Here is a 20,438-nt window from a genome sequence, read left to right as displayed (position 1 = left end):
TGGCCCCATGGCCCGGCAGGCCCCCCGGGCGCTCGACAAACTAGGGGTGGGCCGCCCCGCCACATGGCGCGCGCGCAATCGGTTCCAATGGAGGCCTGTGAGACAGCTCGAGCACACCATGGACTGGGACCTTCCGCAGCCCTTCACCCAGGCGCTGCGCCCGCAGCCCGGACATATCGACGGCCTGAACCACACCAACAACGCCGTCTATGTGCAATGGTGCGAGCAGGTGGCCTGGGCCCATTCGGAGGCGCTGGGCCTGAGCCTGGACGACTACCGGCGGCTGGACCGCGCGATGGCGATACGCCAGGGCAGCTACGACTATCTGCTGCCCACCCTGCTGGGTGAAGACCTGACCCTCGCCACCTGGTTGACGGCCAGCGACGGCAAGCTGACGATGGAGCGCCGCTTCCAGCTGCGGCGCGACCACGATGGCGCCACCGTGCTGCGCGGCCGCTGGGAGCTGGTGTGCATCGAGCTGAGCAGCGGGCGCGCAAGGCGCATGCCCGAGGCGTTCTGCGATATCTACCTGGCGGCTGTGGTGGCCTGAGAGGAGTGCACTCATCATGGATAAGTCCTTCCACCGTTTTTCCGAACTGTTTGCACAGCTGGGCCTGCCCAATGACGCGGCCGCGATCGCCGGCTTCGTGCGCACGCATGCGCCGCTGCCGCCCGCCATGCTGCTGGCCGATGCGCCGTTCTGGAGCCCCGCCCAGGCCACACTGCTGCGCGAAGAGCTGGCCGGCGATGCCGATTGGGCCGAGGTGGTGGACCAGCTGAACGCCGCGCTGCGCGCCTGATCCCCGCGCCTTAGTCGTGACGGCGGCGTTTTCATTACGCCTGCGCTGTCACCGGTTTGCGTGGCGCGTGCACTCGTAAGGATCCGATGACCCGGGGCGACCGACGGTGGCCGGGGCGCTTGCTACCGGCAAGCATGCATGCACGGCAGCCTGCCCTGCAGCCCCACCCATCGGAGACCCCTATGCAAATCACTGCTCTTCTTCAGCGCCGCCGTTTCGTCCGCCTGCTGAGTCTGGGCATGGCCGCCGCCGGCCTGGCCGCACCCGCCCTGGCCCACCATGACGCCGATGGCGATGGTGGCCTGCGCCACGGCAAGATCTTCACCAGCACCAATGCCGCCAGTGGCAACGAGGTGCTGGTCTATGCCCGCGCCGCCGCCGGCCCGGCCACCCTGATGAGCCGCGTGCCCACCCAGGGCCTGGGCAGCGGTGCCGGCCTGGGTTCGCAGGGCGCGGTCACGCTCAGCAGCAGCGGCCGCTACCTGTTCGTGGTGAACGCGCGTTCCAACACGCTCTCGACCTTCGAGCTGGGCCATGCCGGCCTGGTGCTGCGCTCGGTGGTCGATTCGGGCGGCCTCAATCCCACCAGCGTGGCCGAGAACGACGGCCTGGTCTATGTGCTGAACGCCGGCGGCAGCGGCAATGTGGCGGGCTTCCGCAACCAGCGCGGCATGCTCAGCCCGCTGGCCGATGGCGTGCGCGGCCTCTCGGCCGCGGGCGGCACCGCACCCGGCCAACTGGGCTTCGACCATGACGGCGATGTGCTGGTGGTGAGCGAGCGCGCCACCAATGTGCTCAGCTCCTACCCGGTGCGCCGCGATGGCAGCCTGGGCGCACGCCTGCTCACCCCCTCGGCCGGCCAGACGCCCTTCGGCTTCGCCGTCACGCAGCGCGACCAGCTGATCGTCAGCGAGGCCCAGGGCGGCGCCGCCGGCGCCAGCTCGGTCTCGTCCTACCGCCTCGGCGAGCATCCCTTCAAGGGCCCGCAGCTGGTGAGTGGCCCCGTGCCCACCACCCAGACCGCGGCTTGCTGGGTGGCGGTCACGCCCAATGGGCGTTATGCCTATGTCTCCAACGCCGGCAGCAGCAGCATCAGCAGCTATGCCATCGGCCCCCAGGGCGCGATCAGCCTGATGGCGGCGCAGGCCGGCCTCACCGGCACCAACGCCGGCGCGCTCGACGCCGCGGCCACGCCGGACGGCCAGCAACTGCATGTGCTGGCCTCGCGCGCCCTGCAGATCGTCTCGTTCAAGATCGGCCACGACGGCGCGCTGATGCCGCTGGGTGCGGTGGGCGGACTGCCGATGGGCTCGGCGGGGCTGGCGGCGAACTGAGGCGGCATCGCGGGGGCTCTTAAGATCCGGGCATGGTGATCCCGGCTTCCAAGATCCGCCCCCCGCGCCTGCGTGGCGCCACCCTGCTGGCCCGCCCGGCCCTGGAGCAAATGCTGGCCCAGGCCCTGGGCGAAGCGCAGGCGGTGCTGCTCAGCGCGCCCGCCGGCTTTGGCAAGACCGCCTTGCTGGCGCGCGTGCTGGAGCAGCAGCCGGCCGACTGGGCGCGCGTCTGGGTATCGCTGGAAGCGGGCGACGAGCTGCGCCAGCTGATCGAATGCCTGCTCAGCGCGCTGGAACCCTACGACCCGCCCTGGCGCGTCGCGCCCGAGCATCTGCTGGACCTGGCCGGCCGCGGCGAGGCCCTGCCCGAGCTGGTGGCGGCGCTGGCGAATGCGCTGGATGCCTGCGAGGCGCCGCATGGCGTGATCGCGCTGGACGATGTGCAGCACCTGGCCAGCGAGCCGGTGCTGCGCTTTCTGGATCTGCTGCTGCAATACCTGAGCCCGCGCTGGAGCCTCGCGATGACGGCGCGCCAGGCGCCGGCGCTGCGCTTGGCGCGGCTGCGCGGCAGCGGCGCGCTGGTGGAGTTTGGCGAGGCCCAGCTGCGTTTCAGCGAGGCCGAGAGCTGCGAGCTGCTGTGCGCCGCGGGCCTCGGCGAGGCGGCGGCGCGCCAGCTGCATGCGCGCAGCGCCGGCTGGCCGGCCGGCTTGCGGCTGGCGCTCAGCGGCGCCCTCAGCGGCGAGCCGCGCAGCGAGGCCAGCATCGACCGCGCCGCCTTCGAGCTGCTCACCAGCGAGGTGCTGGAGGGCCTGGACCCGCAGCTGCGCCGCTTCCTGCTCGACACCTCGGTGCTGCAGGAGCTGGACCCGGCGCGCTGTGCCGCCGTCAGCGGCGAGGTGCGGCCGGCGCGCTGGCTGGAGGCGATCCAGCGCCAGGGCCTGTTCGCGGTGCTGATCGACGAGGCGCAGCCGACGCTGCGCCTGCACGACCTGTTCCGCGATGCGCTGCGCCACCGCCTGCGCCAGGAGCGCCCGCAGGACGAGGCGGCGCTGCTGCTGCGCGCCGCCGCGGTGGAGACCGATGCGGTGCGCCGCCAGGGCCTGATGCTGGCCGCCGGCGCTCACCAGCAGGCGGCCGCTGCCCTGCTGGAGGCCGCCCCCGGCATCGCGCCGCAGCGCGGCGGCGTCGAGATCCTGCGGCGCCTGTGCCAGCAGTTCCCGGCCGACCTGGCCGCCAGCAGCGCCGAGCTGCAGCGCGTGCAGGGCATGGTGGACTGGGCCAGCTGGGAAAGCCGCCAGGCCGAGCACCATCTGGCCCTGGCCGAGCGCCTGTTCAGCGCGCGCGGCGCGACGCTGCAGGCCGGCCGTGCCCGCGCCCATCGCGCCATCACCCTGGTGGCGCTGGGGCGCCTGGCGCAGGCCGGCGAGCTGGTGGCCGAGCCGGAGGCCGATATCGAGGCGGCGGGCCGCGACGATCTCGAGACCCAGGCCGCGCTGGCGCTGGCGCGCACCTGGCTGGCGCTGGAATCCTGCCACTTCAACGCGGTGGCGCCGGCCTTTGCCGAGCTGGTGAAGCAGCTGGAGCGCCAGCTCGAACCGGGCCTGTGGTTTGCCACCGTGCCGCCGCCGCGCCAGACCCTGTGCCGCGGCATCTCGCCCTGGCTGGCGCGCTGGGCCGAGGGCGCGCTGGCGGTGGTGGGCGACCAGCCGCTGCCGTTGCGCGGCCTGGCGCTGTTGACGCAGGCCTGGTTGCAGACCTGGCAGGGCCGGCTGGACGATGCCCGCCAACTGCTGGCGCGCGCCGAGGCCGATGCGCAATGGACCGGCGAGCAGGCGATCGCGCGCCACCATGGCCTGGCCCTGCGCGCCGTGCTGGCGCTGCTGCAGGGCGAGCATGAGCAGGCGCTGGCGCAGATGCGGCAGCGCCTGCAGGAGCACCCGCGCGGCTATGGCGACTGGGGCATGTGGCACAGCCTGTTCCTGGCGGCGCGCATCTCGGCCAGCTGCGCGGATGCGGCCGGCCTGGCCGAACGCCTGCAGCGCCTGGATGCGCTGAGCCCCGTGTTGAGCGACACCACGCCGCAGCGCCTGCATCCGCTCTGGGGCCTGCGCGGCAGCCTGGCCTGGCTGCAGGGCCGCTTTGCCGAGGCCGAGGCCTGCTGGCGCGAGGCGCTCGGCGACGAGAACGCGCTCGACCTGTATGGCCAGGTGGCCGAGGTGCGTGTGCGCCTGGCCCTGCTGCTGGCGCGGCGCCAGCAGCTGGCGGCGGCCGCCAGCCTGCTGCTGCCCTGCCTGGCGGAGGCCCAGCCCGGCGGCGCGCTGTTCGCGCTGGCGGCCCTGCGCGAGCTGGCCGCGCTGGCCTGGGGCGATGCGCTGCCCGCCGCGGCGCTGGCGCAGCTGCGCGCCTGGGGCGAGCCCGCCAGCCCGGCGCCGGCGGCCGCGGCCATGCCGGCCGCGACCGAGGGCCTCAGCGCGCGCGAGCAGGAGGTGCTGGCCCTGATGGCCCGTGGCACGGCCAACAAGCTGATCGCGCGCGAGCTGGACCTGAGCCCGCACACCGTCAAGCGCCATGTCGCCAACATCCTCACCAAGCTGGGCCTGGCCAGCCGTGGCCAGGCCGCGGCCTGGTGGCTGACGCAGGCGCGCGACTGAGGCTGGGCTCAGCCCCAGCCGCCGCCCAGCGCCTTCACCAGGCCCACCGTGGCCTGGTACTGCGCGGCGCGCAGCTGCAGGGCCTGGCGGCGCAGGCTCAGCTCGCTGCGGCGCGCGTCCAGCAGCTCCAGCTGGCTCACCAGGCCGTTGCGGTAGCGCGCGTCCGAGAGCTGCAGCGCGCGCGTGGCCGAGCTCACCGCCCGCGCCTGCAGCTGCGCCTGCTCGGCCAGGGTCTGCAGCGCGACGAGCTGGTCCTCCACCTCCTTGAAGGCCTGCAGGACCTGCTCGCGGTAGCTGGCCGCGGCGGCATCGGCCTGGGCCGCCGCGCTCTCCACGCCGGCCGCGCGCCGGCCACCGTCCAGCAGCGGCAGGTTCAGCAGCGCGTTGAGGCCCCACAGCCCGGCCGATGACTTGAACAGATCAGAGAGCTCGGGCGAGGCGCCGCCCGCCGAGGCGGTGAGCGCCAGGCTGGGGAACCAGGCCTTCTGCGCCACGCCCAGGCGCGCCTGCGCGGCCCGCAGGCTGGCTTGCGCCGCCTGCACATCGGGGCGGCGCGCCAGCACCGTGCTGGGCAGGCCGGCGGGGATTTGCGGCAGGGCCTCGGGCCAGGTGGCTTCGGCGAGTTCCAGGCTGCCAGGCAGCTCGCCGGCCAGCAGCGCCAGCGCATGCAGCAGCTCGGCGCGGCGGCGTTCCAGCGCGACCGCCTGTGCCTGGGTGGCCGCCACCTCGGTGCGCACCCGCACCACGTCCAGCTCAGCGATGTCGCCGGCGGCGTGGCGCTTCTCGGTGAGCAGCAGCGTGGCTTGGTAGGCGGCCACGGTGTCGCGCATCAGCGCGCGTTCGGCGTCGAGCGCGCGCAGCGCGAAATAGGCCTGCGCCACATCGCTCTGCACCAGCAGCCGGGTGGCCTGCAGCAGGGCCTCGCGCGCCTGCGCGTCCAGGCTGGCGGCCTGGCTGGCCTGGCTGAGCCGGCCCATCACATCGATCTCGTAGGCCAGGCTCACACCGGCGGTGAGCTGGGTGCCGGCGGTGCCGGTGGCGCGTGCGGCATCGCCACCCTGGCGCGCGGCGCCCGCGTTCACATTGAGCTGCGGCGCACGCGCCGCATCGCTGTTGCGCAGGAGTGCGCGGGCCTGGGCCAGGCGCGCGGCCGCCTGCTGGATGCTGGTGTTGTGGGCCAGCGCGCGTTCGGTCAGGGCGTCGAGCCGCGGGTCGCCAAAGGCCTGCCACCAGGCGTCTGCCGCAGCGCTGGGCTGGCCGGCCGCGCCGGCATGCGCGAAGGCGGCCGGCGTGGCCGGCATGGCATGGGGCTCGAGCACGGCGAGGTTGGCGCAGCCGGCCAGCAGCAGGGCCGACAACAAGGGCGTTAGTCTGTTTCTCATGATGGGCTCCTCAGTCGATTGGGTGGCGCGGTGCGGCCGGCAGGGGCCGGGCATCGCCAGCGCTGAGATGCAGCTCCGGCGTGCCGGCAAAGGCCTCCAGATGCGGCACCTCGCCATGCAGCTTGAGCGGGCGGTTGCCCGTGAGGCGGCGCAGCGTCACATAGAACACCGGCGTGAGGAAGAGGCCGAAGGCGGTCACGCCAATCATGCCGGCGAACACCGCCACCCCCATCGCCGAGCGCATCTCCGAGCCCGCACCGCTGGCCAGCACCAGCGGCAGCACGCCCATCACGAAGGCCATCGAGGTCATCAGGATGGGGCGCAGGCGCAGGCGCGCCGCCTCGATGGCCGCGGCCAGCGGCGTGTGGCCGGCGAACTCGAGCTCGCGCGCGAACTCGACGATCAGGATCGCGTTCTTGGCCGACAGCCCCACCAGCACCATCAGGCCGATCTGGGTGAAGACATTGTTGTCGCCCTTGGTGAGCCAGACCCCGGTCATCGCGGCCAGCAGGCCCATCGGCACGATCAGCAGGATGGCGAGCGGCAGGGTCAGGCTCTCGTACTGCGCGGCCAGCACCAGGAACACCAAGAGGATGGCGAGCGGGAACACCCACAGCGCCGAGTTGCCGGCCAGGATCTCCTGGTAGGTCAGCTCGGTCCACTCATAGCTGATGCCGGGTGGCAGGGTCTCGGCGGCGATGCGCTTGATGGCGTCCTGGGCCTGGCCCGAGCTGAAGCCCGCGGCCGGGCCGCCGTTGATGTCGGCCGAGAGGAAGCCGTTGTAGCGCATCGCGCGCTCCGGGCCCACCGCATGCTGCACCTTCATCAGCGCCGCCAGCGGCACCATCTCGCCGCTGGCCGAGCGCACCTTCAGCTGGCCCACGTCCTCGGCGCGCGCGCGGTAGGCCGCATCGGCCTGCACGCGCACCGAATAGGTACGGCCGAACTTGTTGAAGTCGTTCACATACAGGCTGCCGAGGTAGATCTGCATGGTGTCGAAGATGTCGGTCACCGCCACGCCCAGCTGGCGCGCCTTGCTGCGGTCGATGTCGGCATAGAGCTGGGGCACATTGACCTGGTAGCTGGAGAACATGCCGGCCAGCTCCTTGCTCTGGTAGGCCTTGGCCATGAAGGCCTTGACGGCCTGGTCCAGCGCCTCGTAGCCGAGGCCGCCGCGGTCTTCCAGCTGCAGCTTGAAGCCGCCGGTGGTGCCCAGGCCCTGCACCGGTGGGGGCGGGAACATGACGATGAAGGCGTCCTGGATCTGGCCGTACTGCGCATTCAGCGCGCCGGCGATCTCGCCGGCGCTGAGGCCCTTGCCCTTGCGCTCTTCAAACGGCTTCAGGGTGGCGAACACGATGCCGGAGTTGGAGCTGTTGGTGAAGCCGTTGATCGACAGGCCCGGGAAGGCCACCGCATGCTCGACGCCAGGCGTCTTGAGCGTGATGTCGTTCATGCGGCGCACCACGTCCTCGGTGCGGTCCAGCGTGGCGCCATCGGGCAGCTGGGCAAAGCCGATCAGGTACTGCTTGTCCTGCGCCGGCACGAAGCCGCCGGGCACGGCCTTGAACAGGCCCACGGTCAGCAGGGCCAGGCCGGCATAGAGGGCCAGCATCGCGCCCTTGCGCGCGATGGCGCGCTGCACGCCGCCGCCATAGGCCTCGGAGCCGCGCTTGAAGAGGCGGTTGAAGCCGGCGAAGAAGCGGCCCAGCAGGCGGTCCATGGCGCGCGTCAGCGCATCCTTGGGCGCGTCGTGGCCGCGCAGCAGCAGGGCGGCGAGGGCGGGCGAGAGCGTCAGCGAGTTGATCGCCGAGATCACCGTCGAGATCGCGATCGTCAGTGCGAACTGGCGGTAGAACTGGCCGGTGAGGCCGCTGATGAAGGCCAGCGGCACGAACACCGCCACCAGCACCAGCGCGATCGCGATGATGGGGCCGGACACTTCGCGCATGGCGCGGTAGGTGGCGTCGCGCGGGGAGAGGCCCGCCTCGATATTGCGCTCGACGTTCTCCACCACCACGATGGCGTCGTCCACCACGATGCCGATTGCCAGCACCAGGCCGAACAGGCTCAGCGCATTGATCGAGAAGCCGAACAGATGCATGACGGCAAAAGTGCCCACCACCGACACCGGCACCGCCAGCAGCGGGATGATGGAGGCGCGCCAGGTCTGCAGGAACAGGATCACCACCAGCACCACCAGGGCCACGGCCTCCAGCAGGGTGTGCACCACCGACTCGATGGAGGCGCGCACGAACTGGGTGGGGTCGTAGACGATCGAGTACTCGACGCCCTCGGGCATATGGGTCTTGATCTCGGCCATGGTGGCGCGCACCTGGTCGGAGATCTGGATCGCGTTGGAGCCGGGCGCGGCAAAGATCGGCACGGCCACCGCGTCCTTGTTGTCGAGCAGCGAGCGCAGCGCATAGCCCGAGGCGCCCAGCTCGATGCGGCCGAGTTCGCGCAGGCGGGTGATTGCCGTGGACCCATTTGCGGCCTCGGTCTTGACGATGATGTCGCCGAACTCCTCCTCGTTCTGCAGGCGGCCTTGCGCGTTGATGGAGAGCTGCGTGTCCACGCCCGCCAGGCCGGGCGAGGCGCCGACGACGCCGGCGGCGGCCTGGATGTTCTGGCTGCGGATCGCGGCCACCACATCGCCGGCCGAGAGCCCATGCTGGGCCACCTTCTGCGGATCGAGCCAGACGCGCATCGCGTAGTCGCCCGAGCCGAACAGCTGCACATCACCCACGCCCTGCAGGCGTGCCAGCCGGTCCTTGACGTTAAGGAGCGCGTAATTGCGCAGATAGGTCATGTCGTAGCGGCCGCTGGGCGAGAGCAGGTGCACCACCATGGTCAGGTCGGGCGAGCTCTTGATGGTGGTGACGCCCAGGCGCTTGACCTCCTCGGGCAGGCGCGGCTCGGCCTGCGAGACGCGGTTCTGCACCAGCTGCTGGGCCTTGTCGGGGTCGGTGCCGAGCTTGAAGGTGACGGTGAGCGTCATCAGCCCGTCGGTGGTGGCCTGGCTGCCCATATAGAGCATGCCTTCCACGCCGTTGAGCGCCTCCTCCAGCGGTGTGGCCACGGTCTCGGCAATCACCTTGGGGTTGGCGCCCGGGTACTGGGCGCGCACCACCACCGAGGGCGGCACCACCTCGGGATACTCGGAGATCGGCAGGCCGCGCACGGCGATCAGGCCGGCCAGCAGCATCAGCACCGAGAGCACGCCGGCAAAGATCGGCCGGTCGATGAAGAATTTGGAGAGATTCATGTGGATGTGCTCCTGCGGCTCAGCTCTTCTCGCCGGCTGCGGGCGCAGCCGGCTTGGTCTTGGCCTGCAGCTCGGGCTTGGCATCCATCGCCACCAGGGTGGGGGCCAGCGCCGCGCCGGGGCGCACGCGCTGCAAGCCGTTCACGACGATGCGCTCCTGCGCCTTCAGCCCGGCGCTGACGATGCGCAGCCCGCTCTTCGTATCCACCGCCGCGCCCAGCTTGACCTCGCGGTACTCGGCCTTGTTGTCGGCCCCCACCACGAAGACGAAGCGCTTGCTCTGGTCGGTGCCGACGGCGCGCTCGTTGACGAGCAGGGCCGAGGTCTTGCCGGCCTGGCCCATGCGCAGGCGCGCGAACTGGCCGGGCATCAGGCTGCCGTCCTGGTTGTCGAACAGGGCGCGCACGCGCACCGTGCCGCTCCTGGCATTGACCTGGTTGTCGATCAGCTGCAGCCGGCCCTCCAGCGGCGTGCCCTCGGCGCCCATGGTGCCCATCTGCACGGGGATGCGCTCCAGCTGCTTGCGCTGGCCCAGCGCCTTGGCGATGACCTGCTCGTCGGCGTCGAAGCTGGCGTAGATCGGGCTCACCGACACCAGGGTGGTGAGCAGGGGCGCGCTGGGGCCGGCGGCGACCTGGTTGCCCACCGTGATCTCCAGGCGGCCGACGCGCCCGGCCACCGGCGCCCGCAGCTGCGTGTAGCCGAGGTTGAGCCTGGCGGCCTGCAGGCCGGCCTGGGCGGCGCGCAGATTGGCATCGGCCTCGCGCTGCGCATTGCTGCGCTCGTCCAACTCGCGCTGGGCAATCGCCTGTTCGGCCCACAGCGCCCTGGCGCGCGCCACATCGCTGGCGGTGTAGAGCGCGCGCGCCTTGGCGGCGGCCACCTGGGCCTCGGCGCGCTCCACCTCGGCGGCATAGGGCGCCGGGTCCAGGCTGATGAGCAGATCGCCCTGGCGCACCAGCGCGCCCTCGCGGAAATGCACCGTCTGCACCGTGCCCGGCACGCGCGGACGCAGCTCGACGCGCTCCACCGCCTCCAGGCGGCCGGAGAACTCGTCCCAGGTGGCGACTTCCGAGGCCTGCACCGTGGCCACCGAGACCGGGGTGGCGGGCGGCGCGGCCGGCGGTGCTTCGGCCTCGGCGGGGCTCAGGCCGACGATGGCGGCCGAGATGGCGGTGAGGGCGGTCAGCGCGGTGAAGGCCGAGCCGGCCAGCCAGAGGCGGCGCTTGCTTTGGGTGGCGTGGTGTTGTGAAGACATGGTGACTGACTCCAGGGCAGGGATTTTTTTGGACAAAGCGGCGGCTGCACCGGGGTCACGCGACTCCGGCGAACAAAGGGTGCGAAAGGGTTCAGCGTGCCGGCGAAATGGGCTTCAGGGCACGGCGGGCCGCAGGGTCAACAACGACCGCGCGCAGGGACGACAATGGCGAACATGCAAACTCCCCGTTCATGATTCCGTAACGACCATTACGGTTTATGGGCTGGAATGTAGTCGCCTTGTTTTTAGGCGTCAAGACATTTATTATCGATCGCTATGGAAATCAACAAAGACCCCTGCGCCAAGGCCTGCAAGCCCCGTGGCCGGCCTTTGTCATTCGACCGCGAGCAGGCGCTGGAGCAGGCCATGCACGTGTTCTGGCGGCGTGGTTACGAAGCCGCTTCCATCAGCGAACTGACCGCCGCCATGGGCATCACCGCCCCCAGCCTCTACACCGCCTTTGGCGACAAGGAGCGCCTGTTCCTGGAGGCCATCGAGCGCTATGCCAGCGGCCCCGGTGGCGGCTATATGCGGGCCCTGCGCGAGGAGCCCAGCGCCTTCCTGGCGATCCAGCGCTGCCTGGAGGAATCGGCCGAGGAACTGACCCGGCCCTGCCATCCCAAGGGCTGCATGATGACGATGGCGGCCACCAACTGCACCGAGGCCTCGGCCCATATCCAGGCGGCCCTGTCCAAGCGCCGCGCCGAGGCCGACGAGGGCATGCGCTGCCGCATCGAGCAGGGCATCACGAGCGGCGAGCTGCCGGCCGGCACCGACGCGGTGGCGCTGAGCAATTTCTACGTCGCGGTGCTGCGCGGCATGTCCATGCAGGCCGCCGACGGCGCCAGCCGCGAGACCCTGATGGCCACCGCGGCCGCGGCCATGCGGGCCTGGCCGGCGCCGGGCTGAACCGGGGCCCGCCTCAGCCCTGGCCGGCGCGCAGCCGCCGCACCACCACCCAGCCCAGCAGGGCGGTGAAACCCAGAATCAGGCCCAGCACCAGCCAGAAGCCGTGCGGGTGCTCGCCCAGCGGGATGCCGCCCACATTCATGCCCATCAGGCCGGCGATCAGGTTGATGGGCAGGGCCAGCACGGTCACCATGGTGAGGGTGAAGAGGCTGCGGTTGTTCTCCTCGGCCACGCGCGCCGCCGCCTCGTCCTGCAGCAGCTTGACGCGTTCGTGCAGCGAGGCGATGTCGCGCAGCACCACCGCAAACTCGTCGTTGACGCGCCGCAGGCTGTCGTGATCGGCCGCATTCACCCAGCGCGGCGGATTCGCCACCACGCGCAGGAGCGCGCCCGGCTCGGGCGCCAGCAGGCGCTGCAGGCGCACCGAGAGGCGACGCAGGCGCGGCAGTTCATCGCTGCCCTGCAGGCGGCGGCGCGCCAGCAGCTCGTCCTCGATGTCGTCGACCCGATCGCTGGCGGTGCGCACGATGTGCTGCAGCTCGTCGGCCTGGTCGGAGAGCAGATGCTCCAGCAGGGCCAGCGGCGTGGCCAGCGCCTCGCCGGCCTTGGCGGCGGCGCGCAGCCGGTCCACCGAACGCAGCGGATGCTTGCGCGCCGTGATCACCAGGCCGGCCTCCAGGCTCAGCCACAGCGTGGCCACGTCCTCGGGGTCGAAGCTGAAGTCGAAGGTGACGTCGTTGATCACGCCCAGCAGATGCTCGCCATGGCGGGCGATGCGGGTGGAGCGCGAACCCTCGCGCAGGCCCTGGTAGAAGTCCTCGGGCAGGCCGGTATGGGCCTGCAGCCAGGCCAGGCTGGCGCCATGGGCGAGATTGAAGTGCAGCCACACAAAGCCGGCGGCGGGCTCGCTCCGGCGCAGCCATTGCAGCGCCGCGTCGGTGTCGATCGCCGTGCCGGGCTGGCCGGGCTCGAAGCGGTAACCGCAGATCAGGCCGTCGGGGCTGGCGCCGTAGCTGGCAGGGGTCGTGTTCATCGCGCGCAGTCTATGCAGCTTGTGTGACTGTCATCAGCCTGGCATGCGGGGCTGGCTCAATCGGCCCATGCCTGCCGCCCGCTGCCCGTCACAACTGCCGCCCGGTTTCCACCTGCTGATCGCGGCCCAGTTCGCGTCGGCGCTGGCCGACAACGCCCTGCTGATCGTCACCATTGCCCTGCTGCAGGCCCAGGGCCAGCCCGGCTGGTGGGCGCCGCTCCTGAAGTTCTCCTTCACGATCTCCTATGTGCTGCTGGCGCCCTTTGTCGGGCCGCTCGCCGATGCCATGCCCAAGGCCAGGCTGATGGCCTGGATGAACGGCCTCAAGACCCTGGGCGTGCTGGCCCTGTTCGCCGGCCTGCATCCGGTCGCCGCGTTCGCGCTGGTGGGCCTGGGCGCAGCGGCCTATGCGCCGGCCAAGTACGGCCTCATCACCGAGCTGGTGCCGGCGCGCCAGCTGGTGGCGGCGAACGGCTGGATCGAGGTCTCGGTGGTGAGTGCGGCCCTGTTGGGCACGGTGCTGGGCGGGGCGCTGGTGAGCGCCTGGTTCGGCGCGCTGGTGTCAGGTCTTGCCCAGCCGCTGCATGCCGCACTGGCCTTGCTGCTGCTGACCTATGGCCTGGCGGCGCTGCTGCAGCTGGGCCTGGGCGACAGCGGCGCGCGCTACCCGGCCTGTTCGCGCCGGCCGCGCCTGCTGCTGCGCGAGTTCATGGCCGCCAACCGCAAGCTCTGGCGCGATGCCGAGGGCGGGCTCTCGCTGGCCGTCACCACCCTGTTCTGGGGCGTGGGCGCGACCCTGCAGTTCGCGGTGCTGCGCTGGGCGGAACAGGTGTTGCACCTGCGCCTGGACCAGGGCGCCTATCTGCAGGCGGTGGTGGCGGTGGGCGTGGTGGCCGGTGCCGCCCTGGCCGGCCGCCTGGTACCCATGAGCCGGGCCGCGCGCGTGCTGCCGCTGGGCGTGCTGCTGGGCCTGCTGCTGGTGGCGATGACCTGGGTGGACAGCCTGGCGCTGGCCTGGCCGATGCTGATGGGGGTGGGCGCGGTGGGCGGGCTGCTGGTGGTGCCGATGAATGCACTGCTGCAGCAGCGCGGCTACCAGCTGCTGACGGCGGGCCGCTCGATCGCCGTGCAGGGCTACAACGAGAACCTCAGCATCCTCGTGATGCTGGCCGCCTATGCCGGCGCGCTGGCGCTGGACACGCCGCTGCTGCCGCTGATGACGGTGTTCGGCAGCCTGATCGCGCTGGCGATGCTGGCGCTGCTGCGCCGTCGCCGCCACTCAGGCCGGCAAGACCTGGCCCCGCAGGGGCAGCGCTGAGGGCAGCGGCCGGCCGTCGATGAGCGAGCCGTAGATCGACTCGATGTTGCCGATGATGCTGTCCCAGCTCAGGGCTTCGGCGCAATGGCGCGCGGCTTCACCCATGCGGCGCAGCGCGGCCGGGTCTTTTTCGGCCAGCACCACCGCCTGGCGCAGGAACTCGGGGCTGTGGCCGAACGGGGCGAGCTGGCCGTTCAGGCCCGGCTGCACCAGCTGCGAGGCGGCGGCGTAGTCATAGGCCAGCACGGCCAGGCCGCTGGCCATGGCCTCGGGCGTGACGTTGCCGAAGGTCTCGGTGATGCTGGGGAAGATGAAGAGATCGCCGCTGGCGTAATGGGCGGCCAGGTCCTCGCCATGGCGCATGCCGGCGAAGATGGCGCCGGGCAGGCGCGCCTGCAGCTCGCGGCGCGCCGGCCCGTCGCCCACCAGCACCAGGCGGGCGCGCGGCTGCAGGCGCTGGAAGGCCTCGAAGGCCTCCACCAGCGTGCCCAGATTCTTCTCGGGCGCGAGCCGGCCCACATGCACGACCACCGGATCATGCGGGGCCACGCCCCATGCGGCGCGCAAGGCCTCGCTGCGCCGTGCCGGGTTGAAGAGGGCGGTGTCGACCCCGCGCGCCACTACGTTCACGCCCTGGAAGCCCAGCGCCTGCAGCTCGCGGCGCAGGCCCGCGTCCGGCACCATGGTGCATTGGGTGTGGTTATGGAACTTGCGCAGATAGCCCATGATGGGCTTGTGCAGCCAACCGATGCCGTAATGCTTGCTGTAGGCATGGAAGTTGGTGCGGAAGTCGGAGCAGACCGGCAGCTTCAGATAGCGCGCCGCCTGCAGCGCCGACCAGCCCATCGGCCCCTCGGTGGCGATGTGCACGAGGTCGGGCCGGCGCAGCGTCCAGAGCTTCACCAGCGTCTTCTTGGACACCATGCCCATGCGCAGATGCGGGTAGCGCGGGATCGGCAGGCCGCGCATCAGCACCTCGTGAAAGCGCTCTTCGTCGCCGCCGCCGCCCGGCGCCTCGCCCGCGTCGGGCTTGGCCTGGCGCGGGCGTATCAGCTGCACGCCATGGTTGCGCGCACGCAGGCCCTCCACCACGCAGGCGACGGTGCGCGCCACGCCGTTCACCTCGGGTGGGTAGGTCTCGGTGACGATGGCCACGCGCAGGCAGCGCTGCTGCGGCGGCAGTTCATCGACCTCGATCTCGGCATCGGCGGCGGGCTTGATCGGCATCATCATGAGGCCATCATGGGCGGCGATTGCAACAGCAGCGTGACGTACGGGCTGAGCCGAACGCCGCACCGTGGCGTCACCGAAATTTCACCGGCCCTGGTCACCATCGCGTCACGACATGCAGAGGACACCAGGTGACGCACAAGACTCCTTCATTCAAACAGGCGCTGGCCACCCAGCGCTGGGACGACCACCGCTACTACCACCACAGCCGCATCAACCAGAGCCTGCATCTGCTCAGCGCGTTGAGCTTTGTGGCCGCCTATGGCCTGCTGCTGGTCGACCCCGCGGTGGCCGCGCTGCTGGCCTGGCTGGTCTCGATGAGCTCGCGCCAGGCCGGCCATTTCTTCTTCGAGCCGCGCGGCTACGACGAGGTCAACCAGGCCACGCATGAGTACAAGGAAGAGATCAAGGTGGGCTACAACCTGCAGCGCAAGGTGGTGCTGATGGCGCTGTGGGTGGCGGCACCGCTGGCGCTCTATCTGCAGCCGGGCCTGTTCGGCCTGTTTGCACCGGCCACCAATGCCAACGAATGGCTGCACCAGCTGGGCTGGTTGTGGCTGTGGCTGGGTGCGGGCGGCCTGCTGTTCCGCACCCTGCATCTCTTCATCCTCAAGGATGTGCAGACCGGCCTGGTGTGGATGTGCAAGATCCTCAGCGACCCCTTCCACGACATCTGGCTCTACCGCAGGGCGCCGCTCCATCTGCTGAAGGGCGAGCTGATCGACCCGATGGGGCATGCACGGCAGGGGCAGTAAAGACAGGCGGGTGCGATGCGCAGGCGTCGGACAAGCCTGCGCTGCTATGGCCCTTTGCGGCCGGGAGCCGGCTTCACGTAGCGGTGCCCAGCGCGGCGCTGCCATCCAGCCCGCCATGCTGTGGATTGGCCGGTCAGCTGGGGCCGAATCTCTGCGGCGGGAAACGCGGAGTTGGCGTTGTCGACGCAATCCAGTCGGCTGGGCTGGCAAGCTCGACGACTGCTTCGCAGCGGTTGCAGTCAGTCACATTGCCGAGTTCGCAGCCCAAATGCCGACACTCAACGTTGAAGCTGAGCCGCGAGCGGCGGCCTGCCGACGCGAGTCGGCTCGAGCGACTGGTTAGCCATCTCTCTCTTTGTCGGAAATAGTAGATACATACTCAATCTCGCACTCTTCACGATCAAGCTCATCCGAAGGCTCCCACATGCTGCTCGCAAGTTCGAATACTTGCTCCGAGACAATCATGGAAAACGTCGATCCTCTATCGATGTTTCGCCGCTGAACTCGATCCCAGCGCACTTCTCTTGGCGCATCAAGTTCATAGATCATGAGGCCGAACCCTTCGCCGATCACCTTGCGACAAAAGTCCATTCGCGGCTGGCGCTGGATAAGGCCAAGCTCAAGGATGACGTCGGATCCAGAGGCTAGTACCGCTTGGCTGTGAGTCCAGATGAGATCGAGAAGGCGATCTTTTCGCGCCATGTACCAGGGGATGAAATCACCGGTTGGCCGATCTGGGCTGAACAGCTTTGCAAACCAGGCGTCAAGAGCGATGTGCAAGCCGCCGGTGCGCGTAGCAAGCGACGCTGAGAACGTCGACTTTCCAGCCCCTACGGGCCCTTCAATCAATCGAACAATGGGCATGGCGATGTGGCTTGATGGCTAACGTTAGACATGGGCGTCTGCACAAAGGCTGCGAAGCAGCCTTTTGGACGTCCGCTTGATGGAGGGGTTAGGTCTCACTCGCGGCCTCTTTGCCCGCCCTTTCGGCGAAGCCACGTGCCAACGACTTTGCTCATTCCCACACGCTCCTCCGAATAACCGAGCACGCCGTAGAAGCCTACAGCGTGCTCAGTGAAGAGCGCGACGTGATGGCCCTCAAGCCGCTCTTCAAGGAAGCCCATCATTCGCCGGGCCAGTCCTTGCCGCCGAAACGCGCTGTTCGTCCAGACATCAACGACAAACGCATTGCACACCCCATCAGCGAGCGCACGTGCCGTGCCGATGACTTTCCCCTCGCGCACAGCAAACACCCTGACTGGTGTGGCTGCGAATGACGTTTCCAACTCGCCCGGTGTGCGCCCGTTGTCGAAGTTGTCTTCAGCCACTGCGCGTTTCAACTCAGCCCAGTCGACTGCGGCCAACTCGTCGGTCAAGACAACCTCTGAATGGAGAACTGACGGCACTGTGAGACCTAACTAGGTTGTAGGGCGACAGATTTGCTGCATAACACCCGAACCTGTCTGCATAACATCGGACGCCTCCCCGGCCTGCATGCCGCGCCATTTTTGGATTATGACCAATGGGCCGTCAATTCGAACTGCATGAACAGACCGACGAAACCGGCACGCGGTCAGCTCCATTTGAATCGCCCCGCACTCGGTTGGTACTCTTGATCGAATGGGCTGCCGCGGCACGATCTATGCCGCTTTGTCGGCCTGAAAGCGGTCATCATTGAACGCCTGCCCTCAGCCTAGAACTGTCTCCTGCGCCGGATGAGCGAACTTCCGCTCCCGGCCGCAAGCGCCCATCCCGTCCCAGACCAGAAATCTGCAGCTAGCGACTACCTCCGCCACGACCTTCAAGCAGCGGCACCCGCCCGTTCTCATGGCCAGCGCTCTGCCCGCTCGATGATCTCGAGGGCCCCGTCGACCTCGATGCCGACATGCCGCTCCGCCGTCGCCAGCCTGGCCCGAAGGTCCTTGACGGGCGGCTCGCCTGATGGTCAGGCGAGCCCGAGATCCGCGTCCGTCGCTGCAGGGCGCGGCTTGCCGCGCGGCGGCCAGGGCCGGTTGCGCCAGTCGGGCTGGAACACGAACGAGGAATGCTGCCGCCCCGCCGGCAGCGCGCCATTGCCCACGCCGAGCGAATAGTCGTAGTAGAGCTTCACAATCTGCTCGGCAGTGACTTGCTGGGCGGCCGGGTGTGCCTGACAGGCTTCGCGCCAGGCGCGCACGCGCTCGAAGCGAGCGTCCGATGGCAGTTCGAAGCCTTCGTAGTAGGGCAGGAACTCGAAGCGCCAGAAGAATGGCGTGTAGACCGTCTCCGCCCAGCCGAACGAGTCGAACAGGAAGGGGCCCTCCGGCGCGTGCTCGAGCAGGGCTCCGTTCAGCTTCGCGTATTGCTCGAGCATGACCTCGCGCATGGCCGCGCGTTGCGTCTCGTCCTGCGCCATCAGCAGCCGATACCCCGCCGCCACGAAGTCGCCTTCCAGGCGCACGAGCTGGTGCTCGATCGCGTGCTTCCATGGATCACGCTGCGCGACGGGCGGGCCGCCCAGCGTGTCCTCGAGGTAGCGCAGGATCACCAGGCTCTCCTTCAGGATGCGGCCGTCGGCGAGTTCCAGCACCGGCAGCGCCGTGACCTTGCGCGTCTTGGCGAGCAGGCCCGGATCACGCGGCTTGGTGATGTCGACGACGCGGAATTCGACTGCGTCGGCCGCGCCCTTCAGCCTGAGCAGGATCTCCAGCCGCTGGCTGAAGGGGCAGATGGGGATGTGGTGAACGATGGGACGGACCTGCGTCATGCTCTGCTCCCGATGCGGCGGCGTTCGATGTCGTACTGCACAACATTCTGGCAGCGTGGCAGCGCTGCGATCAGAACATGCGCGCCAGCACCTCCCTGAGCAGCTGGCGCTTGATGCGCTTGTCGGTCTGGCCGGGCGGCGCCCACCACCAGCCATCGGCCTGCATGGATTGAGCGGCGGCGACGAAGCGCTGCAGCACCGCGTCGAACTGGGCCTCGCTGTAGTCGAGGCTGAAGATCAGCCGGCCGGTGCCGACCCAGCTCAGCGCCAGGCCTTGGGCGCGCAGATAGAACTGCAGCATCCAGTTGTAGCGCGAGGGCGCCGTGTAGACGACGGTCCAGATCGAGGAGAGGTTGGCCACGCGCAGCGGCAGGCCGGCCTGCTGCAGGGCCGCGTTCATGCGGGCGGTGCGCGCATCCTGGCGTGCGTCCAACCCCTCGTAGATCGCGTCGGCCTCGGGCGTTTCCAGATAGTCGAGAAAGCTCGCCATCGCGCCCGTCACATAGGGGTGGGCGTTGAAGGTGCCGCGCGCAAAGCAGATGTCGGCCGGGCGCTCCTCGCGAAATCGCTTCATCAGTGCGGCGCGGCCGCACAGCACGCCCACCGGCAGGCCGCCGCCCAGAGTCTTGCCATAGGTGACCATGTCGGCACGCACGCCGAAGTACTCCTGCGCGCCGCCGCGCGCCAGCCGGAAGCCGACGAAGATCTCGTCGAAGATCAGCACGATGCTGCGCTCGCTGCAGACCTGGCGCAGCTGCTTGAGCCAGGCCGTGTAGGCGGCGCGCTGGGCAGGATCTGCGCCGGCGCGGCGCGAGCTGTCCAGCAGCGAGCTGTCGCCCGGCGCGCCGCGGTTGGGGTGCAGGGCCTGCAGCGGGTTCACCAGCACGCAGGCGATGTCGGTGCGCGTGCGCAGCACCGCCAGCGCGCGCGGGTCCAGGTCGGCCAGCGTGTAGGTGTCGCGCGGCGGTTGCGGGTTGCCGGGGCCCGGCTGCACATCCTCCCACCAGCCATGGTAGGCGCCGCAGAAGCGCACCAGATGGCTGCGGCGCGTGTGATAACGCGCCAGCCGCACGGCCTGCATCACCGCCTCGGTGCCCGACATATGGAAGCTCACCTCGTCCAGGCCGGAGATGCGGCGCAGCCGCGCCACGTTCTCCGCCACCACCGGATGCAGGCCGCCCAGCACCGGGCCCAGCGCCGCCACGCGCGCGCTGCCCTCGGCGATGCAGCGCTTGTAGCGCTCGACGCCGAACACGTTCACGCCATAGGAGCCGCTGAGGTCGTAGAAGGCCTGGCCGTCCAGGTCGCGCAGCAGCACGCCGTCGCTGGCGGCGTAGAAGGCGCCCAGCTTCAGGTGCCGGCGCAGGAAGGGGCTGAACTGGAAGGGCACGCGGTAGGCGCCGGTGAACTGCAGGTCCGAGAGGCCCTCGCGGGCCTCGTCGGTGAGTGCGATCGAGCGCGGATGCTGGGTCTGCAGCCATTGCGCCAGCGCCATGAAGCCGGCGCGGCGCTGCGCCGCGACCTCGGGCGGCGCGCCGTCAGCGGCGAAGAACTGCGCCTCACCGTAGGCATAGCCGGGCAGCCACGCCGCCACGCGCTTGGCCATGCGCGCGTGGCCGGCCAGCGAGCGGTGCTTGGCGCGCGAGAGCTGCAGGCGGCGCCAGGCCTTGCGGGCCAGCGCGCCCAGGGCCAGCGCGCCGAAGAGGTAGAGGGGCAGGGTCTCGTCCATATGTCACATGCAGTGGGCAGACTGC

General features: G+C 70.0%; 16 protein-coding genes. 7 read left to right on the top strand and 9 right to left on the bottom strand.

Annotated features, from left to right (window positions below; all coding sequences use genetic code 11):
* The first annotated feature begins 118 nt into the window (after positions 1–118).
* The 4 genes from PFX98_RS02830 to PFX98_RS02815 all read left to right on the top strand — a co-directional run bounded on the left by PFX98_RS02830 (position 119) and on the right by PFX98_RS02815 (position 4,785).
* Entirely contained in the window at positions 119–550 is a 432-nt protein-coding gene (locus PFX98_RS02830) for an acyl-CoA thioesterase (protein WP_285233657.1), read from the top strand.
* A 16-nt stretch (positions 551–566) separates the two neighbouring features.
* Positions 567–800, top strand: coding sequence for a DUF2789 domain-containing protein (locus PFX98_RS02825; protein WP_285233656.1), 234 nt, complete (start codon positions 567–569; stop codon positions 798–800).
* A gap of 182 nt (positions 801–982) precedes the next feature.
* Complete coding sequence (locus PFX98_RS02820) at positions 983–2,134, top strand: lactonase family protein (protein ID WP_285233655.1); 1,152 nt, start codon at positions 983–985, stop codon at positions 2,132–2,134.
* A gap of 32 nt (positions 2,135–2,166) precedes the next feature.
* On the top strand, positions 2,167–4,785 hold the full coding sequence (locus tag PFX98_RS02815) for a helix-turn-helix transcriptional regulator (RefSeq protein ID WP_285233654.1): 2,619 nt from the start codon (positions 2,167–2,169) through the stop codon (positions 4,783–4,785).
* An 8-nt stretch (positions 4,786–4,793) separates the two neighbouring features.
* Here PFX98_RS02815 and PFX98_RS02810 read toward each other — a convergent pair whose 3' ends face one another.
* Genes PFX98_RS02810 through PFX98_RS02800 form a run of 3 tightly spaced genes read right to left on the bottom strand, consistent with a single transcriptional unit; the run spans position 4,794 to position 10,693 of the window.
* Entirely contained in the window at positions 4,794–6,167 is a 1,374-nt protein-coding gene (locus PFX98_RS02810) for an efflux transporter outer membrane subunit (RefSeq protein ID WP_285233653.1), read from the bottom strand.
* Between the two features lie 10 nt (positions 6,168–6,177).
* The gene (locus PFX98_RS02805; RefSeq protein WP_285233652.1) at positions 6,178–9,435 is read right to left on the bottom strand and encodes an efflux RND transporter permease subunit; all 3,258 of its coding nucleotides are present in this window, start codon (positions 9,433–9,435) and stop codon (positions 6,178–6,180) included.
* 19 nt (positions 9,436–9,454) lie between these two features.
* Positions 9,455–10,693 carry an efflux RND transporter periplasmic adaptor subunit gene (locus tag PFX98_RS02800; protein ID WP_285233651.1) on the bottom strand — a complete coding sequence of 413 codons (1,239 nt, stop codon included), beginning with the start codon at positions 10,691–10,693 and terminating at the stop codon, positions 9,455–9,457.
* A gap of 276 nt (positions 10,694–10,969) precedes the next feature.
* Between PFX98_RS02800 and PFX98_RS02795 the strand changes: the two genes are divergently transcribed.
* Positions 10,970–11,602, top strand: a complete 633-nt coding sequence (locus PFX98_RS02795; RefSeq protein WP_285233650.1) for a TetR/AcrR family transcriptional regulator — start codon at positions 10,970–10,972, stop codon at positions 11,600–11,602.
* Between the two features lie 13 nt (positions 11,603–11,615).
* Here the strand turns inward: PFX98_RS02795 and PFX98_RS02790 are convergent, their stop codons facing one another.
* Complete coding sequence (locus PFX98_RS02790) at positions 11,616–12,635, bottom strand: transporter (RefSeq protein ID WP_285233649.1); 1,020 nt, start codon at positions 12,633–12,635, stop codon at positions 11,616–11,618.
* Between the two features lie 67 nt (positions 12,636–12,702).
* Here PFX98_RS02790 and lplT point away from each other — a divergent pair, with 67 nt between their 5' ends.
* Positions 12,703–13,953 carry a lysophospholipid transporter LplT gene (lplT, locus tag PFX98_RS02785; protein WP_285233648.1) on the top strand — a complete coding sequence of 417 codons (1,251 nt, stop codon included), beginning with the start codon at positions 12,703–12,705 and terminating at the stop codon, positions 13,951–13,953.
* Here the strand turns inward: lplT and PFX98_RS02780 are convergent.
* Positions 13,915–15,186 carry a glycosyltransferase family 4 protein gene (locus PFX98_RS02780; RefSeq protein WP_285233647.1) on the bottom strand — a complete coding sequence of 424 codons (1,272 nt, stop codon included), beginning with the start codon at positions 15,184–15,186 and terminating at the stop codon, positions 13,915–13,917. The genes lplT and PFX98_RS02780 overlap by 39 nt on opposite strands.
* Before the next feature lie 128 nt (positions 15,187–15,314).
* On the opposite strand from PFX98_RS02780, the gene PFX98_RS02775 reads away from it, so the two are divergent.
* Positions 15,315–15,938 (top strand): hypothetical protein, encoded by a 624-nt coding sequence (locus PFX98_RS02775; RefSeq protein WP_285233646.1) that lies wholly within the window; start codon positions 15,315–15,317, stop codon positions 15,936–15,938.
* A 339-nt stretch (positions 15,939–16,277) separates the two neighbouring features.
* On the opposite strand, the gene PFX98_RS02770 is transcribed toward PFX98_RS02775, so the two are convergent.
* From PFX98_RS02770 to PFX98_RS02755, 4 genes are all read right to left on the bottom strand, one after another.
* Entirely contained in the window at positions 16,278–16,802 is a 525-nt protein-coding gene (locus PFX98_RS02770) for a P-loop nucleotide/nucleoside kinase family protein (protein WP_285233645.1), read from the bottom strand.
* Positions 16,803–16,897: 95 nt separating this feature from the next.
* Positions 16,898–17,314, bottom strand: a complete 417-nt coding sequence (locus PFX98_RS02765) for a GNAT family N-acetyltransferase (protein ID WP_285233644.1) — start codon at positions 17,312–17,314, stop codon at positions 16,898–16,900.
* 569 nt (positions 17,315–17,883) lie between these two features.
* Positions 17,884–18,684 (bottom strand): glutathione S-transferase family protein, encoded by an 801-nt coding sequence (locus PFX98_RS02760; protein ID WP_285233643.1) that lies wholly within the window; start codon positions 18,682–18,684, stop codon positions 17,884–17,886.
* Between the two features lie 70 nt (positions 18,685–18,754).
* Positions 18,755–20,413, bottom strand: a complete 1,659-nt coding sequence (locus PFX98_RS02755; RefSeq protein ID WP_285233642.1) for an aminotransferase class III-fold pyridoxal phosphate-dependent enzyme — start codon at positions 20,411–20,413, stop codon at positions 18,755–18,757.
* Between the last annotated feature and the right edge of the window lie 25 nt (positions 20,414–20,438).

Origin of the sequence: Paucibacter sediminis (genome assembly GCF_030254645.1) — a bacterium.
Classification (GTDB): Bacteria; Pseudomonadota; Gammaproteobacteria; order Burkholderiales; family Burkholderiaceae_C; genus Paucibacter_B; species Paucibacter_B sediminis.
This window is presented reverse-complemented; position numbering and strand designations above follow the sequence as displayed.